The 22441-nt window shown below is 66.0% G+C and carries 19 protein-coding genes; 1 reads left to right on the forward strand and 18 read right to left on the reverse strand.

The window, feature by feature from the left end; all coding sequences use genetic code 11:
• Window positions 1-10: 10 nt before the first annotated feature.
• The 18 genes from GOX53_RS07560 to GOX53_RS07645 are packed head-to-tail and all read right to left on the reverse strand — an operon-like array spanning window position 11 to window position 21430.
• A complete protein-coding gene (locus GOX53_RS07560; protein ID WP_171174988.1) occupies window positions 11-2200 on the reverse strand; it encodes a hypothetical protein in 2190 nt (729 codons plus the stop codon).
• Entirely contained in the window at window positions 2197-4995 is a 2799-nt protein-coding gene (locus tag GOX53_RS07565; protein WP_171174990.1) for a baseplate J/gp47 family protein, read from the reverse strand. Before GOX53_RS07565 ends, GOX53_RS07560 begins: the two co-directional genes overlap by 4 nt.
• A complete protein-coding gene (locus GOX53_RS07570) occupies window positions 4992-7514 on the reverse strand; it encodes a putative baseplate assembly protein (protein WP_171174992.1) in 2523 nt (840 codons plus the stop codon). The genes GOX53_RS07565 and GOX53_RS07570 overlap by 4 nt, the downstream gene beginning before the upstream one ends.
• Window positions 7511-7873, reverse strand: a complete 363-nt coding sequence (locus GOX53_RS07575) for a GPW/gp25 family protein (RefSeq protein ID WP_171174994.1) — start codon at window positions 7871-7873, stop codon at window positions 7511-7513. The genes GOX53_RS07570 and GOX53_RS07575 overlap by 4 nt, the downstream gene beginning before the upstream one ends.
• Window positions 7874-7876: 3 nt before the next feature.
• Window positions 7877-8197: a hypothetical protein gene (locus tag GOX53_RS07580; RefSeq protein WP_171174996.1), complete on the reverse strand. Its 321-nt coding sequence runs from the start codon at window positions 8195-8197 to the stop codon at window positions 7877-7879.
• Between the two features lie 12 nt (window positions 8198-8209).
• Complete coding sequence (locus tag GOX53_RS07585; protein WP_171174998.1) at window positions 8210-8719, reverse strand: phage baseplate assembly protein V; 510 nt, start codon at window positions 8717-8719, stop codon at window positions 8210-8212.
• Window positions 8716-9846, reverse strand: coding sequence for a hypothetical protein (locus tag GOX53_RS07590; RefSeq protein ID WP_171175000.1), 1131 nt, complete (start codon window positions 9844-9846; stop codon window positions 8716-8718). Before GOX53_RS07590 ends, GOX53_RS07585 begins: the two co-directional genes overlap by 4 nt.
• Window positions 9843-10205: a LysM domain-containing protein gene (locus tag GOX53_RS07595; protein ID WP_171175002.1), complete on the reverse strand. Its 363-nt coding sequence runs from the start codon at window positions 10203-10205 to the stop codon at window positions 9843-9845. The genes GOX53_RS07590 and GOX53_RS07595 overlap by 4 nt, the downstream gene beginning before the upstream one ends.
• A complete protein-coding gene (locus GOX53_RS07600) occupies window positions 10202-10858 on the reverse strand; it encodes a hypothetical protein (protein WP_171175003.1) in 657 nt (218 codons plus the stop codon). The genes GOX53_RS07595 and GOX53_RS07600 overlap by 4 nt, the downstream gene beginning before the upstream one ends.
• Before the next feature lie 7 nt (window positions 10859-10865).
• Window positions 10866-12263, reverse strand: a complete 1398-nt coding sequence (locus GOX53_RS07605) for a DUF4157 domain-containing protein (protein WP_171175004.1) — start codon at window positions 12261-12263, stop codon at window positions 10866-10868.
• Between the two features lie 46 nt (window positions 12264-12309).
• On the reverse strand, window positions 12310-13677 hold the full coding sequence (locus GOX53_RS07610) for a DUF4157 domain-containing protein (RefSeq protein ID WP_171175005.1): 1368 nt from the start codon (window positions 13675-13677) through the stop codon (window positions 12310-12312).
• Between the two features lie 39 nt (window positions 13678-13716).
• Window positions 13717-13947: a hypothetical protein gene (locus tag GOX53_RS07615; RefSeq protein ID WP_171175006.1), complete on the reverse strand. Its 231-nt coding sequence runs from the start codon at window positions 13945-13947 to the stop codon at window positions 13717-13719.
• On the reverse strand, window positions 13944-15842 hold the full coding sequence (locus tag GOX53_RS07620) for an ATP-binding protein (protein ID WP_171175007.1): 1899 nt from the start codon (window positions 15840-15842) through the stop codon (window positions 13944-13946). Before GOX53_RS07620 ends, GOX53_RS07615 begins: the two co-directional genes overlap by 4 nt.
• Window positions 15839-17182 (reverse strand): DUF4255 domain-containing protein, encoded by a 1344-nt coding sequence (locus tag GOX53_RS07625; protein WP_171175008.1) that lies wholly within the window; start codon window positions 17180-17182, stop codon window positions 15839-15841. The genes GOX53_RS07620 and GOX53_RS07625 overlap by 4 nt, the downstream gene beginning before the upstream one ends.
• Window positions 17179-17907, reverse strand: a complete 729-nt coding sequence (locus tag GOX53_RS07630; RefSeq protein ID WP_171175010.1) for a hypothetical protein — start codon at window positions 17905-17907, stop codon at window positions 17179-17181. Before GOX53_RS07630 ends, GOX53_RS07625 begins: the two co-directional genes overlap by 4 nt.
• Window positions 17904-18560: a hypothetical protein gene (locus GOX53_RS07635; protein ID WP_171175012.1), complete on the reverse strand. Its 657-nt coding sequence runs from the start codon at window positions 18558-18560 to the stop codon at window positions 17904-17906. The genes GOX53_RS07630 and GOX53_RS07635 overlap by 4 nt, the downstream gene beginning before the upstream one ends.
• A gap of 41 nt (window positions 18561-18601) precedes the next feature.
• A complete protein-coding gene (locus tag GOX53_RS07640) occupies window positions 18602-19114 on the reverse strand; it encodes a phage tail protein (protein WP_171175014.1) in 513 nt (170 codons plus the stop codon).
• An 18-nt stretch (window positions 19115-19132) separates the two neighbouring features.
• Window positions 19133-21430, reverse strand: coding sequence for a phage tail sheath C-terminal domain-containing protein (locus tag GOX53_RS07645; RefSeq protein WP_254446500.1), 2298 nt, complete (start codon window positions 21428-21430; stop codon window positions 19133-19135).
• A 561-nt stretch (window positions 21431-21991) separates the two neighbouring features.
• Here GOX53_RS07645 and GOX53_RS07650 point away from each other — a divergent pair.
• Window positions 21992-22381, forward strand: coding sequence for a hypothetical protein (locus GOX53_RS07650; protein ID WP_171175015.1), 390 nt, complete (start codon window positions 21992-21994; stop codon window positions 22379-22381).
• The last annotated feature ends 60 nt before the right edge of the window (window positions 22382-22441 follow it).

Genomic DNA, 22441 nt, shown 5'->3' on the forward strand with positions numbered 1-22441 from the left:
TCCTTCAAATTCATGTCTCATAAAAAATCCCGGCCTCCAGACCGAAGCGGAGGTATTCCTCGAGCCTGATCCGCAGGTTTGCCTCGCGCTGTGGGGCGGCCAGCAAGTGCCAGGCGCCCATCTCGCCCTCGTCCGAGGCGCCGCGGCGGATTTCGGCGGGGCTGGCCAGTCGTAGCTGGACATAGGCCGGGTGCGAGGCCGATTGCGCCACAAAACCGGGGCGCAGCCAGCGGGTGATCCGGGCGCGGATCAGGTTGCGCTGTGCCTGGCTGATCGGCCCGCCTGCCTCGGCCTCAGCCTCCGCCACCATCTGGTCGATGGCCAGTTGCGGCTGGCAACGGTAGCGGCGCGGCGTGATCGAGCCATCGGGCACAAAGCTGAACCGCATGCAGCCCTGCTGACGGCGCAGCGCCTGAACCGGCGTGCCGCCGCGCGCGTGCAGGATGCTGTCAGACACCAGCGGGAAGCTGCGCGCCAGAATGCGGCCCAGCACGGTGCAGGCGATGATGGTCAGCGAGCCCGCCGGATCGCCCTCGCCCGCCGGTCCGGCGATAGCCAACCCTTCGGCACTGTCGCGCGCGGGCACGGCGGCGGCATCGACAACGCTGTCGCGCAGCTCGGCATTGGTAGTCTGGTCCATCCGGATCGGGCCGGTGATGGCGCGGTCGATCAGCAACTCGACGCCGGTTGTCGTCACGTTCAGGCTGACGGCACCCGGGTTTGCTGGTTGGCCTGTCTCTGTAAAGGACAGGCCGGGGATCAGCGTCAGATGGCGCAGGGTGACGGATTTGGGCGAGGCACCGTCCCCGTTGGGCGCGATCTCGAACGGCTGGCCGTCCACGACCACGCCGTCCAGCGTGATGCGGGCATTCTCTCCGCCAGAAAAGGTTAGCGCCCCTGGCGGGCGCAGCACCGGGCGCTGGCCGTTGGCGGCGCGCAGGATGACCTCGGTATCGGGTTCGGCGTCAATCGCCACCGCCTCGGCGAAGATGTCCGAGGTGGTGATCTCGACAATCCCGCCCAAGGGCAACACGTCATCGATTGCGCTCTGGATCGTTGGATGGGTCAGGGTCGGCACTGGGATCAGCGCCTGCCCCGGATCGCGGGTCAGGGTGGCGGCACGGTTGTACTGCCCGCCACCGGTACGGGCCGGGAACCCGGTACGGAAGGTGGTCCGCACCTCGCCCGTCTCGGGGTTGGGAAACGCGATTCGGCCCAGAACGGGATCAACCCGGACAAGCGCATTCGCGGGCGGTACCAGAGGGTCGCCCGCCTCGATCTCGGCCAGATCGGCGGCAGAGATCGGGTCATGCGGCGAGTGGTTCCATCCGGCGCCGTCATCCGACAGGTCACAGGCCTCGATCCGGGTGATCGGCACGCCGATGTCATCCACAAAGATCTCGAACGCCCGCCCCGGCCCGTACCAGAGCGCCGGATCGCGATCCAGCGCACGGCGTGAGATATCGCCGGGCACATGTTCCGGCCGCGAGACCGAGCTGATCGTGTCCTCGGGCTGGGGCAGGTTGACCAACTGGCGCGGTGCGCCCAGCGGATCAAACAGATAGCGGCGGCCATCCACCTGTGTGGTCGGCACGCGGATATGGTCCTTGGCGATCAGCCGCCAGAGGAACAGGCCGATATGCGGGAAATTGTGCTTGCCGCCGATGGATTTGACGCTTGGCCCTTGCCGGATCGCGCGCAGATCGGCCACGTGGCTGACCCGGTCGAAGGCATGGGTCATGGGCTCCAGATCCAGCGGATCGTGCAGGTCGGGCGCCAGATGGTGGGCGGGGCGGATATGGTTCATGTGCTGACAGGTGGCAGTGGCCTGGAAATACTCGACCACATGCGCCGGCCAGCCGGTCACGTCGCGGGCCAGCGCCTCAAGCACCGCAGCCGTGCCCTTGCGGCGGCGATAACCGATGGTGTTGGCCACCTCGGCCCGGTTGCCCACATCCGTTCCTTCAATAGGATAGAGCGCGCGATAGCCGATGGTGCCGCCGATGTACGGGGCCGCCCAATCCTCGCAGGTTTCGATGAAGAGGTTGTCGAGCAGTTGTTCGATGTTCTCCTCGACCACCGCGCCCTCGCGGGCCAGCACCGCCATCAGTGCTTCGAGCGGTCCGCCCTCGTCCGCATCGCGCAGCCGGTGGATCGCGGGCAGCAGATGATAGAGCGCCTGAGGCGTGATCCGGTTCATGACATCACCTCCAGCTTGGTCAGCGGGCCGGGATCGAGCGTCAGGATTTCGGCGGGCAGCAGTGTGCCGTCGGCTCCCAACCGCCCGGTCTGTGAGATCAGCCTTGCATGTGCGATGGCCGCCATCTGCGGTGGCACAGTACGGGACAGCCGGTCGATATCGACGGCATTGACGCCTTCGACCTCATGCGCGGCTGCAGCCACCTCGGACAGGCTGAGGAACGTACCGAAATCGCGATTCTCGAAGGAAAACGCCTGCCGCAGATGCATCTCGGTCGCGGCCAGAACGGTGTCGGTATCATGGGCCTCATCGACGGCAACCCGCAGGCCTAGACGGAAGGTTGCGGGTTGGTAAGACAGCAGATCGACCCCCACCAGCGGATCGCCCAAGCGGCGAAAGGCCAGAAGCAGGTTGTCATAGGTGGTGGTCTTGGGCAGCACCTCGGCCCCGTCATCGCCAGCCACGGTCACCACGATGCGCCGCTCCTGCCCTTGCCAGACCCACCGCGCCTCGGCCTTGGCAATGCCGGGAAAGCCCAGCGCGAAATCGCGGTAATCGGTCAGCGACACCACCCGGCCTAGGGTCAGCGTGTGGATCGGCGCATTGCGGCGGGCGTCCTCGGGAGCCTCGGCATTAGCGCCACCGGTTGCCGGAACCGGGTTTTCCACCTCTTTCATGCCCAGAGGCCGGTCGAGCGGCAGGCTCAACTGCCCCGTCCGCAGGTTTCCGACAGCTCCCAGCCCGCGCGAATGTTCAGCCACGATATTGTCGCGCCCGGCAGGCGGCCGCGCGCCCGAGATGCCGTCGCCGAATTCGACCACCGTTTCGCCAGCATCGGTCAGCGAGGTCTTGTAGACCCGCGCGCCCGGGCCGCGCTGATAGAGATCGGATACCTCCGCCCACTCGACCCCGTCGATGCGCACGCTCAGCGTGCTCTCCACCCCGCTTTCGGTGGGTGCCAGCCGATGTGTGACCGGCGCCTGCTTCAGCAGGAATTTCTGGAAAGGCACCGACGGATCGCCATGGCCCAGGATTTCCGTCACCCCCTCGCCGTGGGCGGCGCGGGCGACGTTGGCATGGATGATCAGGCTGTGACGGTCGAACGCCGCACCAAGCGGCTGGGCCAGTTCCAGCCGCGACCGACGTGCGCTCAGCGCGGTGACGCTATCCAGCCCGGCGGGCACCGCCACCACCTCGGCTTCTTCCGGCGCTCGAACCACACGGAACTGGCTTGGCAACTCGGTCATTGTCCCAACAAATCCAGCCAAGTCCTGCACCCGGAACAGGCTGGTTGAGCCCAGCGGTACCGGCTTGTCCAGCAGCACCAGCACCTGCCCCCGGGTGATCGTGCGATCCGGGCCTTCGTTGGGCTCGAGCGTGCCGGTCAGCCCCCGAAACTCCAGATGCGCGCGCTTGCCGCGGAAGATCAGCCTGCGCCCCTCTGGCAGATCCTGAGCACTGGTATCCAGGTCGATCTGATGGCCCGCCACCCACTGCTCAAGCGGCACGTCGGTAAAGGCAAGCTCTTCGCTGGCGCCGTAGACCGCACAGCCGCGATAATCGTCGCCCTCGAACAGGTCCGACCGATGCGAGGTGTCCAGCAGCAGGCGTGAGGCCTTGCCGCTGATCGCGTAAGCCGCCCGCGAATCCTCAAGCGCGGTTTCGATGCGGTAGATCTGGTTGGCGCCCGCGGCGCGGCGGATGACGATCCAGCTGTCCTCAACAAAGCTCTTGTAGACATTGTCCAGATGAATGCGGTCCGAGGCTTCGAACTCGAACACCCAATCACCCGGATCGGTGTCGGTTCCGCTGATCGGCGAAGGCGAGTTGGAGGGCGGGCTCTGACCGTCAAACCCGAACGCTGCACGCTGATTTAAGGTCAGCACCACCGGATGCGGCGCGTTGAAGCCAAAGAACGAGGCCCGCTCGCGCAGGTGATAAAGCCGCAAAGCCGGATCGGTGGCCGAGCTTGCGGGGGCTATGTTGCTCAACCCGCCCGCCCAGGTGATCCTTGTGCGCGTACCGTCCTGTGCCGGTTCCACCGACAGGACATGGCGCAGATTCCAGCGGCCGGATTCCACATCGAAACCGCTGAAATCCTGGTCCCAACGCTCGCGGTCGACAAAGACGATGGCGTCCCCGACGGCCAAATTGGGTGTGCCCGCAAGCCACGCCTCGGTGGCACCATTCGCGGGTAGAATATTGCGGCTCCGCTGCGGACGCAGGGCATTCCAGGCGACGCGGGTGTCCAGCGGTTCGAGCGTTTCGAACACCTGCGCCTCTTCGCCCGGGCCGGGCTGGGACTGGACCCGAGTGCCGGGCGGCACTTCCAACTCGGCCACATCCGGCTCGGCGCCCGGCGGGTCCTCCATCAGGATCACCAGATCGGTCTCTGCCGCCGCCCCGGGATGGAGGCGGTAGCCGATCAGCCGGGCCAGTTCCTCAATCGACAGCCGCTCTGTCGCGGTGCCCATATAAGCCTCGTTCGCCAACCGCTCTTGATAGAAGGTCAGCACATCGCAGGCCGAAGCCCAGGCGTCGATCAGCGCAATCGAGAAATCGTCATCCGCCCGCGTCCGCAGCCGTGCCAGCGCCGGATGCGCGGCCGAGGCCAGCCCGGTGAGCATCGACGCCTTGAACCGCGCATGGTCGCCCGCGCGGAAGGCGATGGCCGACAGGTTGGGCCGGTTGGCGGTGTCGCGCACGGTCGACAGCGACGTGCCCTCGCAGCAGCCGCAGATATCGGCGGTGGCGCCTTCGTCGGGGTGGCCGACGAGGATGGGTCCGTCCGTCATTTTCCACCTCCCATCTCAATTTCCAGCGCGCCGCGCTCGGGGAAGTTCGGATCGTTCTCAAGCTGCGCGATCTCAAGCCGCCCAAAGGTCAGCTCGCCATCGTCCAGCGCCTGCGTCCGGGTCGAGCCCCGCCGCCGGAAATGCTTTGCCTTGACCGAGGCGACGCCCTCAACCGCCATGACATGCGCATAGATCGCCGACAGGTAGACCGGCGTGCCGAAGGTGAAGTTGTCGGGGTGGAAGAACCCGGTCGAGCCATCGGGGCTGCGCGTCGCCGACAGCGCCCGCAGCACTGCCTGCCGCACCTGCGCGCGGAAATGGTCGGGATGGGCGCAGATAAAAAGGGCGATCTCAAGCGGCACGAAACGCGGACCGTCTACTTCAAGATCGTAACCGGCCATGCGCAGGGCGTTCAGTTCTTCGCGCAGTTCGGCCTCGAATTCGGGCGTGATCGGGCGGTTGCCGAAACGATCCACGGTGACGAACACGGTATGCCCGTGCCCGTTCCAGCGGAAGGTCGCCACGGCGCGTTGCACGTCGCGGTGACGGCGGGCCATCTCGGCGTAATCCTCGGGCGTCACCGCGCGTTCCTGACGGCGATAGGCATAGGGAGCGGCCTGCCGCGCCTCTTCCACCGTCTCGCGGTCCATTCCGCCAGTGGCCGGGATCGGATTGCGCACGCCGGTAATCTGGCTGACGCCGGTGATCACGTGGCTTAGCGCGTCCGAGCCCACATTGCCCGCCCGCCCATTGCCGACCCGGTAGGTTGCCGCAAAGGGCGTGCCTGCTACCGGACGGCGGCCATTCTGGTTGTCGCCAAAGCGCAGATGAGCCGAGGCGTCGGCCTCGGTCTCGACCACGAAATGGGTCTGTTCGGGTAGCGATTGGAGAAGATCGGGCTGCGCCTGCCAATCCTCGGTTGCGGGCGGCATGCCCGAAGCCAGCCAGACCGCAGGCCGCCGCCCCGCCGGCGGCAGATCGGTGGCGGCAAAGGCCGAGGGCGCGTCGGGGTCGAAGGCGGCGACCTGCGACACCGGGCCTTCGGCCAGCCGGGGCCGGTAGCGCGGCGGCACATTGCGCGGCTCGGGCCGGTCGCAGGGATCGTGCGAGGCATCGGCCACCAGTTGCAGATGCGGCGCAGGCACGGCGCCCAGATCCTCATCCGCGATGGTCATGCCGTGATCGGCCAGCACCACATTGCCCAGCACATGCGAGACCTCGCGCTGCAGCCCGCCGCCCGCCGCCTCGTCCAGCTCGCTGGAGATGCAGACCGGGAAGGGCAGCGCATCCTCCTCGGCCCAGCGGATTTCGGTGATCGGCGCGCCTTCGAGGTCGTCGGTCAGCCCCGCCTGCACCGCCGTCAGACGCACCGCATGGCGGGCCGAGGGGTCGGCATCGGCAGCGCGCCCGGTGCGCGGGCCCAACCGTTCCTCGAAGATCAGGATGTCGCCGACGGCCAAATCGGGGAAATCGCCCGCCAGCGTGGCGCGCGTGGCGCCCTTGGGCAGGCAGCATTCGGCGTCGGACCATTCGTAGAAGTTCATCGCGTTATGTGCGGCGAACAGGTCCTTGTCGTGCAGCGTTTCAAACACCAGCGGCGACAGGTTCAGCGCATCGCGTTCCTCATCACTGGCAAGCGCGATCACCGGGTCATAGCCGATCAGCCGGGTCAGAACCCTCGTCCGCGCAGGCAATGTCACGTCGTCGTCGGTATCCAGATGCACCCAGACCCGCGCATTGGCGCCGTCATGCATCCGGTAATCCACCAGCCGCACATGGCGGCGCACAGATGAGCGGCGGCGGGCAGTGGCCAGATAGGCCTCGGTCGCCACCGCATCCTGCGCATAGGACAGCCGGTCGGCGGTATAGGCCAACGCCTCGACCAGGGTGATGCCGAGATCGGCGGGGCTGCGTTCGCGCCAGTCGGGCATGATCTGCGCCATCCGCCCCAGCATCAGGCGGCGGAAGCTGGTGTAATCCTTGGCCAGATAGCTGAGTGCGGGTTGCTCGGGCGGCTCTTCCGGGCAAACGATTTTGGGCGCGCAGTCGAAATCCGTGGGGCATTCGACCTTGAATGAGAACGCGACCTCGGACAGCACCCGGTCGATGCTTGCAGGCGGCGACAGATCGCCGGGGCTCGCCACCAGCCGCAGCCGGTACTTGGCGTGATCGCCGCTGGACGAGGTGCGCAGCACCAGTACCTGACCGGGATCGGGCAGACCCGCCAGCCAGGCGATCAGGCCGGGCTCGGCCAGAGTAGCGTCAGGTGCATCGGCGCGGGTGACCCATTCCAGTTCGACATTTGTGATGCGCTCGCCGCCGGTCAGTTCGAAATTCTCCAGCGTCAGCGCGGGCGCGGTATCGAGGAAGCGCAGCAGCAGCGTGCTCTGCGCGGGCGTGTCGGCGGGGGCCTCACGGTCAAGCACCTCAAGGAAGTCGATGCCGTTGATCGCCATGCCGTCAGCGATGGCCTGCAACACGCGCTCACGTCTTCGGGGGTCGCAGCAGTGATAGATCATGCGCCGTCTCCCATCGTAAAGCTGGCCGTGTCCTCGGCTCCGGTGGTCAGGATGCGGTAGGCGATGGTGATGGTGATCGTGGCGTCATGGGCCTGCGCCGAGATGTCCTGCACCTCGATCCTGCGGCCCAGATGCTGTTGCAGAGCGCCACGGATCATGAACTCGGTGGTCGCCACCTGCTCAGCGCTGACCGGCGCAAAGAGCAGCTGGTAGATACCCGCACCGAACTCGGGGCGGTTCACCCGCTCGCCGGGATTGGTGAACAGGATCTGTTCGATCAGGTCGCGGATATGGTCGGCCTCGGTTGTCTCGGCTGTCCGGTCACGCCCGTCGAAGTGATATGGGAAATCAACCTGCATCGCCTACATCCCAACCACCCGCGTCTGCGCCTGCACCGGGATCAGCGGCGTGCCGGTGGGCGAACAGATCGAGGTCGAGGACATCAGCACCGCAGGCGCCCCGTCGATTAGCACCCGCGTCGCCGCAACCACATAGTTGGCGGTCACGCAGGGCCCGTTGCCGCCCGGCGGCACGAACCCGCACCCCGCCACGGTCCAGGGCGAAGTCTGCGCCACGGCAGGCTGGCCGCCCACCAGAACCCGAGCCGAGGGAGACACCGGCAGCGCCTGCCCGCCGTGCGAGCAGGTGACGCTTGCGCCTAAGTGCAGGATGGGGCCACTCATCTCCGTTCCTCCCTAAATCACTGTCAGGGCGCCGTTGTTCACGGTCACCGTCGGGCCGGTCATGATGATCGAGGCGCCGCGCCCGTTCTGGATGTAGATGCCGGTATCGTTGACGATCAGCGACGCGCCGGCGGCGGTCTTCAGCACGATCCCTCCGGTTGGGCCCGGCAGGTCGGTCACCGTAATGCCGTTCTGCAAAAGCGTCTGGATGGTGACCGCGCTGACCGCAGGCGGGGTCAGCTGGTGCAGCGCCGGAACCTCGGCCGCCGAGCCATAGAAACATCCGGTCCAGATCGGGTAGTCGGGATCGCCGCGTTCGAACTCGATCCAGACCCCGGCACCGATGGGGGGTACGCTGATCGCCCCGGCAGCGGGCCCGGCCATCGGGAAACACGGCATACACCACGACGTCAGTGCCACCTGGCTGACGTCCGGCACGATGGCCTGAATGCGCCCGGTCAGCATCGGGTCCACATTGTTGACCACCGTTCCGCGGTATTTTCCCAGATAGCGTTCCGTCATGCGGGTATCGACGCACGGGCCGGCAGCAGCCCGCTCCTTTTGAGGGTAAAACTCTGCTTGTACTGACCGCGCGACAGCTCATGACTGACCGTGTCGACATAGTGCACGCCGTTAAAGGGCTGCCCCGCCCCGCGCACGCCGACCAGAGACCGCGCCCGCAGCACCCGGCCATAGCGCAGCACGTCCAGCGAGCCCGAGCCGCTGACCGCGTTCTGCGTCTGCGCCGCCCGGGCAAAGCCGCGGGCCAGCGCCTGGATCGGGTTGAGCCGTGCGGTATCGCGCAGCCGGGTGATCTTGGGCGGGATTGGCGGCACCGCCCCCAGCGGTGGCATGAACGGCACCTGCCCGGGGATCGGCACCGGGATCGGCGCCTTGGTCAGCGCGTTGTGGATATAGACGATGGGGATCTCGGACTCTTCCTTGTCGAAGCTGAAACTCAGGCTCTCGCAATTGTCCGAGGACCCGCTGTCCACCGTCAGCGCGGGCTGCACGTCGCCCATGCGGATATCCGGGCCCCAGTAGGCAAAGGACGTGGCAGGCGCCGGGCCGGGCTTCATGAAGAACGTGTATCCCGCATCGCGGGCCAGCGCCCGGACATAGGCCAGATCGGTGTCCTGATGGCGCGGGATCACCTCGGTCGGCAGCGGCGGGCCTTCGAGGCTCGGGATCACCTGTGGAATGATGCCCAGCCAGGCGTATTTGGCGAGGACCAGCGCCACACGCGCCTCGGGCGGCATCGCCGGATAGGGGATCAGGCCCGAGAAGTCGATCACCTCCATCGCCGCCGTCAGGTCCTTGCCCTTCACCGACAGCCGCGCCGGATCGCCGCCCGAACCGGGTTGCAGGTCGGTCTTGGTCACCACTCCGTTGATCAGCGAGGTCGCCTGCCCGCCGATGGTCGCCACCAGCGCTACCCGCAGGATCGGCAGGGCCGAACCACCGGACAGCAGAAAGATCGTGTTCAGCGGCGAGTCCTTGTCGGCCGAAAAGATCAGCTCGAATCCCGACTGGGTCTCGCCCGAATTCTCCTCGACCCGCACGGTCTCAAGCGCCTCGATCACCTCACGCGGGGCGGGGATCGGCACGCCAGGGCCGAAGAGCAGCGATATGTCGACGCCCTGGATCATCCTTCGTCCTCAGGCCCGGGCACGCCTTCGGGCAGGGTCAGGCGCAAGGGGAATCCGGTCTGTTCCAGCTCTTCGGGCCAGATCGCACGGTTGGCGTCGCACAGCAGCCAGAAGCCCTGCGGATTGCCGATGGTTTCGGCAGCAATCCGATCCAGCCTGTCGCCCTCGGCCACAGTACGGAACCCCAGTGTGGCAAAGTTCTCGGGTGGCGGCGCGAACCGGCGCACGAGATAAGGGATGGCGCGGCCATCGGGAGCGATAAACGTGCGCGTCGGAATGCCGTGATAGCGGCTTTCTGGGGGGAAATCCGTGGCTTCGACAATCCCGGCCTCTAGCATCGCCTGTATCGGATTGGTCATAGCGCACCTCCTGCGCCCAGCGCGTCAAGCGATCCGGGTGTGGCCTTGGTGGCCAGCTGCTCCTTGGCCTGCAGGTAGGCCATGAACAGGCCTGAGCCGCGATGATTGAACCCCAGATCGTCCACCGAAAGGCTGCGCAGCGACAGCGACACCTTGGCCCGGATCGGGTTGAGGTTGGGGTCAAAGAACTCCTCGGTGATCTGCAGCGACTTCAGCAGCACCGGCATGATCCGGCTGGCGCTCCAGACCAGCAGGGCCAGCGGGGTTTCGGCGGGAGCGATCTCGAACGAGCCCGCTCCGGCCTGGGTGTTCTGCCGGTTGAGCTGCGCAGTGGTGGGATGCAGCATGGTCTCGAGCGCGGACAGCGCCGGGAAGATACCGTGTTCCACCGTGTTCTGGTTGCGGTCGGGGAATTCCAGCTGATCGGTGGCGTCGATCACCGCGTCCATCGTGATGGTCTCGACCGCAGGCGCACGCAGGCGCAGGGGCTGCGCCCGGTTGCCCTGATCAGACATCGCCTGCGCCTCGATCTGCCGCGACAGGGTCTCTGGTGTGTATTGCAGAGTGATGATGCGCTCAACCGCGCCCGTCTCGGACGAGATCAGCACCAGCCCGGCGCGGATGAGTTTGGGTGAACCTGGAAATCCGGTCATGGTCGCCTCACGGTGTCGGATCGCCCGGCTGCGCCACGCAGGTGGTGGTGGCACTGCCATTGGCGGCGTTGAACTGGTCTACGGTGGTCCCAACGCAGTCGGTAGCCAGCGCCGAGGCGCGGCTCATGCGCTTTATGTATCGCTGCAACGCGTTCTGGAACTGCGTGGCCCGCGCCGAGAAGACGGCGACGGATTGTCCGTTTTGGCCCCGGAACCTGGGATAGGGATTGTTGCGCAGGAAGGTGATGAAGTCGCGCCCATGTTCGCCTTCGTGGAACCCCAGCGAGGTCGACCCCGTCGCCTGATCCCGCGCCGTTGTCCCCCGCCCGTAGCCCGACACTGAAGCCGCCGTCACGCCAGGCCCGTAAGTGGTCTGGATCGTCAGCCGGAACGCTGCCGGATGCACTGTGAACGAGGTGACGCTGCCGCCATGGGACACCCAGGACACCAGATTGGAGCCTGTAGGGATCTGATCAGGTGTGATGGTGGTTTCGGCCTTGTTCCGCATGCTTGGGTCGGATGAATTTGTATCGGGAAGGATGGTCAGCGTGACCGGACCGATGTTCATCGTGGCCCCACCGCCCGCACGTGGACGCGACGCCGAGGGTACTGGCGAGGACACGCCCGGAACCGACAGCCAATCGGGTATCGGCGTGCCCAGCACCGTGTTGGCGCAGGACGCACGGCCCCATGGATCGTTGCCCATGATCTCGATACACCGGCTAAGCTCGCGCGACTGCAAGTAAGTCAGGGTGGAATGCGGGCCAGGACCACGCGGGTCGCGCATCCGCTGCGAGGGCGACGCGAACGGGTCGTTGCGGCGGCCCGGATGTTCGTCATCCAGTCCGAACCCGTCCGGCACCCGACGGATCATACGCGCTGGCGCTGGCCGCTGCAGCGTGTGCGCCAGCTCATGCGCGATCAGGTGACGGCCCTGGCGTGAGTGCGGATCATATTGCCCGGCGGCAAAGCCGACATGGTTGCCCAGCGTGAAAGCTCGTGCACCGATATCCCGGGCGGCCCGGGCGGCGCGTGCACCCTGATGTAGCCTTACATGGCTTAGGTCCCGCCCGAAACGTGGCTCGAAATAGGCGCGCTCACCCGCATTCAGCGGCCGCCCGCCCTGCGAGACCGCTACGGCGGCCGCTGGCGCGGCCCTCTCGTGCGCCGGGTTGCGCGCGTTTGCGGTACTGGCCTGCACGGTCGTCCTCGGTGAAGGTGGCGCCGCAAATGCGGTGCCTGCCGCCATGCCTCCGCAAACGATCCGCTCAGCGGCCTGATCCGCCTGCTGTTCGTGCAGATCGTTGACCGGACCCAGGGTCACTCTACCGGGCACACGCCCGGAGAGGTTCGGAGCAATACTTGCCGAGCGCTCGTTCTGAACATGGGTTCGGGTGCTTTTCATGACGGTCTGCAATCTCCTAGCGGTCAGAATTTTTGGGCGGCGATCCTCATACTTTCGGGCAGGTGAACGTGGTCAGATTCAGGCCGTAGATGTCCGACACCACAGCCTCGTAACACTCGGGATTCCGGATGCGGCGGTTCAGTGTACGGGTCGAATGACCGCTGTATTTCAGCCGGGCATGTACAGCCTCGTGAACCAGTGTAGCGGCGCGCGCGTCTTCGCTGGGCATGGTCCAGAAGTTCGGGCAAATCCCCATGTGGCGGCTGCCGGGGCAGGATTCGGCATATGAACTGCCGCAGGGCCCGGCAGCACATCCGGGGATCGCGTAGCTTTTGGTCCCGGGGCACCGATAGCGCACGTTGCCTCCGAACCACTTGGCGATCCGCTCGTAATTCGTCGAAACCCGCGCCATTTCGTGGATGACGGCGTCCACTTCCTTCTTGAAGGTCTTCTTGCGAAACCGGCTTTTCCAGCGCTTCCCCTTTTTGGGCGCGGTCCCGAACCGTTCCTCATAGGCCTTGACCACCGACCCTGTTCGCAGGGTCGGGTCCCCATGCAGCAGCGCCTGCAGCTCAAAGACATTGGCCGTTCCCTGCGCCAGATGGGCCGCGCGCTTGTCCAACGTCGCCAGCGCATCCAGCGGTTTCTTCGGCGCCTTGTGGATACTGGCGGGGCATTTGGACTTTCCGCTGACCTTGCGGCGCACCGTGTCGCCACCCTGCTGGAACGTATGAGTGATCTCATGCGCCAGCAGACGGCGGCCTCGGGTGGTATTGGGGCTCAACTGCCCCGCGGCGAAATAGATGTCGTTGCGATGGGTAAAGGCTCGCGCGCCGATGTCACGGCTTAGCCTGTGCGCGCCGGCCCCGTCATGCAACCGAACATGGGACAGATCGAACCCAAACCGCGGCTCGAACGCGCTGCGCGTCGCCGCATCCAGTGGCCGCCCTGTCGCGCTTTCGGCTGACAGGCGTCCTGCAAACCCGGTCGCGCGGGGCGAGTTGGCACGCGATCCGAAGGGTTTGGCCTGCACCTCTTCCTCTTCTTCCTGGCGTTGTAGTTGCAGCTCTTCCTCCTCCTCGGACTGGCGTTGAAGCTGCATCTCTTCTTCCTCTTCGCCGCCCATCTGCCGCTGCAATCCGCCGCGCCCGAGGGTTGAAATCGCGCCCGCATCCTGGCCCGAGGTCACACGGGCGGCGACGCGATCCGCCTCTTGCTCGAACGTATCGTTCGGCGGACCGATGGTCAGCCTCGTCTGTCCCCCGAGCTTGTCTTCGGCTGCACAAGCAGAGCACTGGCCCGAGGGTCCCGGTGTACCGCCGCAGCTGCAGGCCCGCTGAAGCAGACCGGTCGTGACCGGCGCGGTCGCAGACTTTGCCGGTGCCACGTCGATGGTATGGGCGCGTTCAGCCATGTCTCGGCCTCCTTTCCCCGTTCAAGACGCTCTGCCCCATCATTTTTTCACCGTCCCTACGGTTGCCGCCGCGATCCGGCGTGCCATTGAGCCACCCGTCGGCAGATCGGCCTGCACGGTCGGGCGCTGACTGCTTTGCCTCAGCGCACTCACCCCGTCAGAGGCCACATGGCGCGAAAGCTCGCGATGCAGCGCCGCCTCCAATTCGGCTTGGGACGGCACCGGGCCATCGCTGGTCACATGGTCGATGCGCAGCCTGATCCGGGTCATGCGAACACCCCCTGTTCGTTGGTCGAAAACGGTTTTTCCAGCTTGGAATACTCACGCTGCGCCGCCCGTTTGATGTGGTGCATCTGCACCGGCTCTGGCCCCGAGGCGGCCAGATACGAGGCGTTGAGCGCGATCGACCGGATCGAGCCACCCGACAGGCCAAGCCGCGAGAGCGTTGAGAAGTCCAGACCTTCGCGGGGCGTTTCCGGCGGGAACACGCGGGCCCAAATCTCGGCGCGGGCGGCGGCATCGGGGAAGGGAAAGTTGACCACATAGCGCAGCCGTCGCAGGAACGCGGTGTCGAGCGCGGATTTCTGGTTTGTGGTCAGGACGGCGAGGCCGCGATAGGCCTCCATCCTCTGCAGCAGGTAGCTGACCTCGACATTGGCATAGCGATCATGACTGTCCTTGACCTCGCTGCGCTTACCGAACAAGGCATCGGCTTCGTCAAACAGCAGGATCGCACCGCCATCCTCGGCAGCGGCGAAGATGCGCGAGAGATTCTTTTCCGTCTCGCCGATGTATTTGCTGACCACTTGGCTGAGGTCGATGCGGTAGAGGTCCAGTTTCAGCGCGCCCGCGAGCACCTCGGCGGCCAGGGTCTTGCCGGTGCCCGATGGCCCGGCAAACAGCGCCGCCGCACCCAGTCCGCGTGGATTGCGCGCGGCCCAACCCCACTGGTTGTTCACCCTCCACGCATCGCGCAGATGGCCCGCCAGATCGCGCAGCACCGCCATCTGCGATGGGGGCAGAACCAGATCGTCCCAGGTCGCCCGGCTTTCGATCCGCTCGGCCAGCCCGTCCAGCGCCCGCCGCCCCTGCTCCCGCGCCGCACGCCACAGCGTGGTGGCCAGATCTGCGCCCGGCTCGGTGGCGAGACTGGCGGCAGCCTCAATGGCAGGCGGATCGAGCGCGAATTGCCCGGCCAGCCGGTCCAGCGCAGGCCCCAGCGCCTCGGCGCGCGGGCCGAGCTGTTGGCGCCAGATATCCTGCCGTTCGGCAAACTCCGGCGGGTCAAGCTCCAGCCGCACGCGCGGGGTGCGGTCCACGTCGGGCGGGTCTTCTGCGGACAGGATCACCGGGCCTGACAGCAGATCGGCCAATGTGGCGGCGGCGGGTCCGGTCTCGGGTTCGGCCTCGATCAAAGCGGCGGCTCCCAACAGAGCCAGCTCCCGGTCCAGCAGCACTGCCAGCGCCTGCCGCTGGGTCCAGTCGGTGGGAATATCGGCAGCATTCAGGCGGAACATCTGGACGCTCAGCCGTTGCGCCGCGCAGATCACCACCTGCCGTCGCGACGGACGGGTGCGGCCACCAAGCTGGATTAGCGGCATTCGTGTGGGATCGCGCCATATGGCGGCAATGGCGCGGGCCAGTTCCGGCTCTTGCCCCGGTGGTGTGGTACTGGCGGGACACAGCCGGACAAGCCCGTCCAGCCGGGCGTCCAGATAATGGGTGCCAAGCAGCGCCTGAAGGATACGCTCGTCCAGCCGTAGGGTACGGGCGCGCACGGGTCCGGCTTCAGCCATCTCGATCAGCCGCCACCGGCGCAACGGCGCCTCTGGACACAGGATGTCCCAGATCGCGGCGCCGATCAGCCGTTCCAGCAGCGCCGGGGTAAGGGCGCCATTGCCGTTCACCTGCGCCATCGCCGCCGCGATGCCATCATCCAGATCATGCCCCGCCGCCAGCGCGAGCACTTCCTGTTCGAGCACTGACAGATGGAACACGTGCGCCAGCACCGGAAAGGCCGAGGTCTCTGGCGGATCAAACTCGGGCAAGGCTTCATCCGCCACCAGCGCCGTCAGCCGGGCATTAACCTGAGACAACGTGGTATCCAGCCCCTCGCGGATCAGGGTCAGGGCCATATCGGCATTTCTGTTCATACCAGCGGTCATGGGATCGTCACCGTTTCAAGGCTGGGCGGCGTAGTCGCCAGGTCGATCACCGGGCTGTCGATGCCGTCGACGCGCAGGCGCACCGGTACCTCGGCGCCCGAAGTCAAACCGTCGAAGGTGGCCGTTGCGTCACTGACCGGCGCGGTCGGGCTGTCGAGCACCTGCATCCGGGTACCGGCGAGGATGGCAAGGCTCTGACCGGGGCGGATCGGCGGCGCGCAGGTCATGGTGATATCCACATCCGGGGGTGCAGCTACCGCCGAGGGTGTGCTGGCCGGGGCCAGCGCCAGCGGCAGTGCGTTCGAGGCCTGCTCGCGCCCGTCGGACCCACGCACCAGTACGTCGATGGAATACGGCCCCACGCGCCATTGCGAAGGGTCCAGAGCGGTGCCCGCAGCCGGATTCCCGGAAACCAGCGGAGTGCCATCGGGCAGTGCCACTGTCAGCCGGTCGGGCGCGGAGGGCAGCTCCGGGGCAAGGGACAGAACCGTGCTGGTTCCGGGCTCGGCAAAGCGGACGTTGATTTCGGCACCGGTGCCGCCATCCAGCGAGAATCCGGACAGGATGAGCCGCCCGCCCAGCCGCATCACCGGATGGCCGTCCTCGGGCAAGGCCGCCGTTACGGTCGGAACCGGCGGCAGGACCGACGGCCGCACCAGCACCCCGGGATCGCGTCCGGTCGTCGGATCAGGCAGCCCGCCGCGTGACAGAACCGGCAGGGTGGGCCGCAAGGCGTGTTCCCGCTGGATCAGCACCAGCGACACGTCATAGGCCACGGTGGTACGGTAGCTCGCCTGAAACGCCGTCCACAGCTTGGACATGTCATCCAGCGAGATCGTGCGCGGGGTGATCTTGAGCAGCTCGACCTGATCGGCCAGTTCCGAGGCGCGGATCGGGTCGAACTCCTCGGGCGGCAGGATGTCGTCGATCACCGCCGCCTCGAGAGCGGCACGGATGGTCTCGCGCCCCAGAATGGCGTTTTCGTGGAACAATTGCGCGGCATAGCCCAGCAGGATCTCGGCATGCAGCGGCTCACCCGAGACCACGGTCAGGATATAGTGCAGATCCAGCGCCAGCGTGGGGCGCTGTGTCAGTTCTCCGGCGCCATTGCGGGTGGGCAGATCGGCATTGCGATAGGCCACGTTGGGGGAGATACCGTAGAGGAACACGTTGATGCCGGTGGGTTGGTCGCCCTCATCCGTCACCACCCGGTCGGGCGGCAGAGCTGTAACGACAAAATCCGAGCCGATGACCTGGCTGACATCGCCGTTGATCAGCGTGTCGTTGATCAGATCGCGCAGCAACTGCGTGACGGCGGCTATGGCCAGAACGTTGCTCATGACCGCCCTCCGCGCAGGTAGTCAGAGAGCGAAGGGAGCGGGCGCGCCGGTGCGCGTGCGGGCTGCGCCGGGGTTTGCGGCTGAGGCGATCGCACGTCCAGCCGCCCGATATGGATGGTGATTTCCGGCTCGGGCGGCTGGGGTTCGCGAGCGGGCGCGGTAGGTTTGTCAGGCAAGGCAACCTTTGCCAGCCCGTCCGGCAGGTCATGCGTAGGAGCCGGTGGCAACAGAGGTTCGGGAGGGGCTTGAGTGGTGGCCGTCGGCGCGTCCGGTGGCAGTGGCGATTGTGGCAAAGGCTGACGGTTGGGTCGGACCGGCGGGACCGGTGCCAACCGCTCGGGTTCGGCCGCCTCCGTTTCCGTGAGCAGCGGTGTGAATGGCGCGGGTTTGGACCTGGGCGGCTCGGGTGGCGGCATCGCCTGCTCGGGCTCCACTGTTGGCGAAGGAGGGACGACGGGCACCTGGGACGGCTCCTCGGTACGGGGCATTAGCGCCGGTGGAGGAACGGGTTCGGGTCGCACCTGCGGAGGGGTTGTTGCGGCCGGAGTCTCCGCCGCTGCTGGCAGCTGGGGTTCGGGAGCCGGGGGCGCAGCCGAGATCTCGGTATGAGTCTCGACGAAACCGGGCTCGCCCATGGTCTCGAACCGGGATGACAAGCGCGGGCGGAGACCGGCGGTGGCCTGCCCGGTGGCGCGGCGCACGAGGGACTGCAGCACGCCGCTCATCCCGACCTCGCCAGTGTCAGATAGGCCCGCCGCCGCGCGGGGCTGAGCGCCAGAATGTCCCGCTCGGGCCAGCCATAGTGTGCTGCCAACTCGGCCACTTCGGTCAGCAGCACCAGCGCTGCGTGTTCGACCCCGGCCCAGACATGCGCGGCCACGTCCAGCGTTTCAATCCAGCGCGCGCCGCATTCGGCACAGGTCATCGCGGTGCGCAACTCGGCGGCTTCGGCTTCGGCCTCGATCCGCGCGCCCAGCGCTTGGGACGCTTCGATCCCGGGGGCAAGCCGTGCACAGAGAACCGCAGAGATTTCATCGGCGGGCAGATCGGCAACTGCCGCCAGATCGCGGCTGGTGATCGGACGCAGATCGCTTTCACCGGGCTCCGGCAGCGCTTCGGCCAGCAGGCGCGTGTCGATCTCGGTCTCCATCTCGGCGCCGCAGTCGGGACAGGTCGCGCGCGCGGGCAGGATCGGCCCGAAGGTGTGATGCCGCACCGACAAGAGCCGCCGGTCGCGCTCGGCCAGCGGCAGACCGGCCGGATCATCGCCCCCAGCACCCGCCGCCCACAGGATCGCCAGCGCACGGTCCAGCGGCTGCCGGTTGGCGCCTGCCTCCCATGCGGCCAGAAGGCCGGTTGCGGTCAAACGGTCCTGCATCTCACGCCTCTCTCACGCGGCCCTGCGCCCGAAAATCCGGGTCAGAGGGTCGGTTCGGTGGGTTCCTGAACGTCCGGGTCGCGCACCCAGCCTTCGTTCTCGAGCTTGATGGACTGGATCGCGACGGCGTTGGCGTTGGCGTCGAGATCCGGCAGGGCCTGGTATTCCGAGACCCAGCAGCGGAACACCTGATAGGCAATCGCCAGCTGGCCCGCCTCGTTATACATCTCGATGATGATGTCCTTGCGGAAATCGGCCAGCGAGCTTTCCGCCCCCAGCCCGGCTCCAAAGGACCAGACCTTGTTGGCCCAGGCCTCGAACTCCGGGTCATGGGTCACGCCGCGTTCCAGCATGATCGCCTCGTATTTCGACCGGCCCGGCGACTTGCGCCCCGTCGAGGGATCGCCGCCGACCCGATGCTCGACCACCTCGGTCGTGCGTTTGAGCGCCCCGACCTTCGAGATACCCGCAACGAAACGCCCGTCCCAGCGAACCCGGAACTTGAAGTTCTTGTAGGGATCGAACCGTTGCGTGTTGACGCTGAATTCAGCCATATCTGTTCCCCCCTCTCGTTATGCCGGGCTTTGGCCCGCGATCTGCTGGATCGAGATGACGACGAATTCCGCCGGTTTCAGCGGTGCAAAACCCACATGGATGTTGACGATGCCCAGATCGATATCAGCCTGTGTCGTCGTGGTGGAATCGCAGCGCACGAAATAGGCGTCCGAGGGTTTGGCCCCCTGGAACGCGCCCTGACGGAACAGGTTGTTCATGAACGACCCCACCGCCAGCCGGATCTGCGCCCAGAGCGGTTCGTCATTGGGTTCGAACACCGCAAATTGGGTGCCGCGATAAAGGCTTTCCTCGATGAACAGCGCCGTCCGGCGAACGGGGATGTATTTCCACTCGCTGGTCCGCGCATCCGCGCCAACCAGGGTGCGGGCACCCCAGCTCACCGTGCCGAAGACCGGGAAGGTGCGCAGGCAGTTCAGGCCCAGCGGATTCAGCACGCCGTTTTCCGGGTCAGACAGCACATAGTCCAGCGCCTGCACGCCATTGAGGCCCGCGTCGATTCCAGCGGGCGCCTTCCACACCCCGCGCGCACCGTCGGTCCGCGCCCAGAGCCCGGCCAAAAGGCCTGAGTTCGGGAACGACCGCAGCCGCCCGTTCTGAAGCGGATCGGCCAACCGGATACGCGGAAAGTAAGCCGCCGAGTTCGTGCTCTTCAGCGAGGAATTGGCGCCGTCATTCACCCAGTCTCGCGCCTCATCCAGCGTGTCTACGTTGGGGTCGATATCGACGATGATCATCGCCCGGCGTTCCTCGCAATAGACGATGGCCTCGGCCAGTACGGCCACATCCGGAATCCCCGGAATGGCGAAGATGTTGAAGAGGTCGGCATCCTCCAGCGCGTACATCCCCGTCTTGGCCGCGCGGCTGCCGGTATAGAAAGTTCCCGTGGTGGGCGGAATGCCGTCGCTGCCCAAGAGCCCCGCGACCTGCGCCGCCGAGCTTTGGCCCACGCCGGGCTGATACGCGGCGATGTTGGCAAAGAACGTGTCATCGGGTGCGGCCGCCCCGCCGGTCAGCCCCAGCGCGTCCGCGCCCGCCCCGGTAAAGGTAAAGGCCAGGCCGGGCACCGAAGTTCCGGGGCGCACCACGAATGTGTCGTCCACGATGTCGACCGTTGCGCCCGAGAATGCCGCCTCGGGGCTGGCGGCCAGGGCCGCCTGTACCTGCGCCCGCGCCTCGCCCATTGAGGCTGGAATCGGATTCAGCTGGTGGGTCAGGGTGTCAATGACCGCACCGGACACCGCGCCTGCCGCATCCAGCGCGACGAGATTCACCGTGACGGGATCGTTCAGCGCAATGGCGACCGCCGAGAAATCCGGGATGCGGTCCCCGGTCGTGCCCGACGCCGCCGGGCGGGTTTCCCGCGCGCCGGCAATCTCGCGCCCGCCATTGACCACGCCGAGGCCCAGCACGGCGGCCGCGTTCTGCGAGGCGGCGTTGCGGAACACCACGGATGAGCGGCGGCCCGGATCGCCGGACGTACCAGTCAGGACGCCTGCATTGTTGGTGCAGGTGAACCCGGTTACTCCATCGATAGCATTTACTCGATCCTCGATTCGCTGGCGCAGATCATCAACCGTGGCCAGATCGTTGGCGCCGTCGAACAGGCGGATCTCGGTCGAGGGGCCGCCATCCACCGACACGTTCAGCCGCCGCGTATCCTCGGTCAGTGCGGCGACATCGCCATCGGCCAGCGTCACCGAACTGGTCGAAGTGCCCGCCAGCGTGCCGGGAAGATCGGCATCGGTCAGTTCGACCAGATCCGAGGCGGCGTTCACCGCGTCCACCGCATAGGTCGCGGCGCGGTCGTTCATCGACAGGTTGCGGTGAGTTTCGCTGCGGACCGAGACCAGACGACCATTGCGCTCTCCAATCTCGTCCACCGTCAGGTTGAAACTGTTAACCGGATCGGCGGTGTCGTAATCCACCGCCAACAGCAGGGCATTGCCCCAGACCCCTTCGCTGGAGGCATCGGCGGTCAGTGTAACCGCCCCGCCGGTGGTTTCCATCGAGACTGTCGCTGCGGCGGCATTCTCGGCCACCCGCACGATCCAGCAGGTGCCGCCACCGTTCAGAAAGAAATGCTGCACCGCATAAGACAGGTCGCTGTCCACGTGGAGCCCGCCGAACAGCCGCTCGAAATCGGCGTAGCTGAAGATCTGGCGGGCCTCATCCACCGGCCCCCGCGCGGTGTAACCGACGAAAGCGCCGATGGCGGTAGGAACCCCCGCGATCGCGCGCGCCCCGCTTGGAACCTCTTGTATGTAAACCCCGGGATAGGAAACGGAAACGGCCATGACCAAATGCTCCTCGGTTTGAATGCACGAAACAGCGCATCCCCCCAGTCAGTGCAGACCAGAAAGCACCCGACCGGAGAGATCGGAAAATCAGTTCAGTTTGTCTTAGTTCGCGTGACGTCCTGACGGCGGGGGGAGGCGCCGAAAAAACTTGAGAAACAATCCAGAACGTTTGCCTTAACTGTTTCCCTGCCCCCGATTCGAGTCAAGCCGACCCTCGGGTTCGGCGGAATCCAGCCAATCGTCCGGGATGAGCGGAGCCTTGCCGGAGAGCCTGTGTCTTGCTGATCGTAACCCGTGAGTATTTGGGCTCAGACGGCAATAAGGGACTGATAAAAAGCTGAGAAATTTCGGCAAGCAGACAGGGTCGATACCGGCGGTGTGGTTCAAACAGGATAGCGTTTTCCCGGCCAGCAGGTATACCGCCGTCCGAAGCGGTGGAGCTGCAGACGTCTTTGGGCGGCTGGGCAGGTTCCCGCCCACGTGTTTCTCATCCGTGGCCGCGAATCCTATAGTTATCACCCGAACTCGACGACGACCTGCATTTCACCGGATTGCGACATGAGACCCTTCATCATTGCCGTTGCGATTGTGTCCCTTACCTCCGCATCAGCGGCTTGGGCAAATAACGGAAAAGGCCGAGGCCAGAACAAGATCAAGATCCACAAGACCCAGCCGGTTCAGCTTCCTTCTGTGGCTGGGTCCGGCAAGGCTCACTGCCCACCCGGGCTGGCGAAAAAGGCCCTCCCCTGTGTCCCGCCCGGTCAGGTCAAGCAGTATGGCGTGGGAGATTACATCTATGACGGATACTACCCGATAGATGATCCTTGGCGCTGGGGGCTCAGGCGAAATGGCTACTACGTTCGGGCGGGTGACTACGTTTACGAGGTCAGCCGCGAAACACATCAGGTGCTGAATCTCATCGGGGCTGTGGTGGATATTCTCAATTAGAGCAAGTTGGCTTGCTCGGGGCTCATGCCTCATTGCGCAGCGAGCAGCACCAATCAGACC

Source organism: Ruegeria sp. HKCCD8929, from assembly GCF_013031405.1.
Taxonomy (GTDB): Bacteria; Pseudomonadota; Alphaproteobacteria; order Rhodobacterales; family Rhodobacteraceae; genus Ruegeria.